The organism is Streptomyces sp. SID13666 (assembly GCF_010548325.1).
GTDB lineage: Bacteria > Actinomycetota > Actinomycetes > Streptomycetales > Streptomycetaceae > Actinacidiphila > Actinacidiphila fildesensis.
Window position 1 is genome coordinate 1 of record NZ_JAAGLX010000111.1, and the last position, 1,394, is coordinate 1,394.

Here is a 1,394-nt window from a genome sequence, read left to right on the forward strand (position 1 = left end):
AGAGGACGGTTCGTGAGTCTTTGAGGTGGTTTGTCATCGCCTGATGGTGTGGCTATGGGCGGAATCTTCCGGGCGACAGCCGGTGGTCTGTTGGGGTGGCTGGGTGAGTGAACGCATGCCATACCCGAGCGACTTATCGGACGAGCAGTGGTTGCTGATCGAGCCAGTGATCACGGCGTGGAAGGACCGGCACCGCTCGGTCAGCGGCCACCAGGGCGCCTATGCCATGCGGGAGATCGTGAATGCAATCCTCTACCAGGGCCGGACCGGATGTCAGTGGACCTACCTCCCGCATGATCTGCCACCGAAGAGCGCGACGTACTACTACTTCGCTGCCTGGCGGGACGATGAGACCGACCAGGTCATCCATGAACTCCTGCGCTGCCAGGTCCGTGAGCGGGCCCGCCGATTAGAGGACCCGACCCTGGTGGTTCTGGACACCCAAAGTGTCCATGCGGCTGCCGGGGTGCCCGCACCCACGACCGGTCTGGATCCGGCGAAGCGGGTGCCGGGCCGCAAGCGAGGTCTGGCCGTGGACGTGCTGGGACTGGTCATTGCCGTCGCTGTCCTCGCCGCGAACACCCACGACAATGCGGCGGGCATCGCCCTGCTCAACCAGGTCGCCGAGAATGCCGGCGGCACGGTCGAGAAGGCTCTGGTCGATCAGGGCTTCAAGAACCAGGTCGTCCTGCATGGCGCCCTGCTGGGCATCGATGTCGAGATCGTTGAACGCAACCCGCAGGACAAGGGGTTCGTCCCTCAGCCGAAACGATGGAGGGTCGAACAGACCTACGGGATCTTGATACTGCACCGGCGCCTGGTCCGCGACTACGAGCACCAGCCGGCTTCCTCTGCCTCTCGCGTCTACTGGGCGATGTCCCATGTCATGGCCCGCCGACTCACCGGCACGAACACACCCACCTGGCGTGATCCGCTGGCGGTGACCACGTGAACATCCAGCCCCTGCTCGACGCGCTCAGCATCCAGCAGGACGCTGCACGGACCCTTGCCGAAGAGCTCCGAACGCAGATCGCCGGACTCCAAACTCGACTACGCGAGGCCGAAACCCACCTCGAGCATCTGGCGATCACCCGCACGACCATCACCGCCCTCGCGGACCGAATCCCCAACCAGTCCGGCCCGCCCGAGCACCCGGATTACCCGCGCATCCTCTGCGTTTTCCACGAGGCCAGCGGCCCTCTGCGAGCCCGCGACGTCTGCGAAGCCCTCGACCACGAACTGCTCCCGAAGAACATCGAGGGCACCCGCGCCAAGCTGAAACGACTGGTCAAACTCGACGTCCTCACCGAGGTCGACACCGGCATCTTCATCCGCAAGCAATAGCCCTATCCCGTCTCACCCAGAACCGGACATCAACTCACGAACCGCCCTCT

General features: G+C 64.4%; 2 protein-coding genes. Both read left to right on the top strand.

What is annotated here, in order from left to right; genetic code table 11:
• Positions 1-103 precede the first annotated feature (103 nt).
• On the top strand, positions 104-952 hold the full coding sequence (locus G3I60_RS43580; RefSeq protein ID WP_164299710.1) for an IS5 family transposase: 849 nt from the start codon (positions 104-106) through the stop codon (positions 950-952).
• Positions 949-1,344 (top strand): hypothetical protein, encoded by a 396-nt coding sequence (locus G3I60_RS43585; RefSeq protein ID WP_164299708.1) that lies wholly within the window; start codon positions 949-951, stop codon positions 1,342-1,344. The genes G3I60_RS43580 and G3I60_RS43585 overlap by 4 nt, the downstream gene beginning before the upstream one ends.
• Positions 1,345-1,394: the final 50 nt, after the last annotated feature.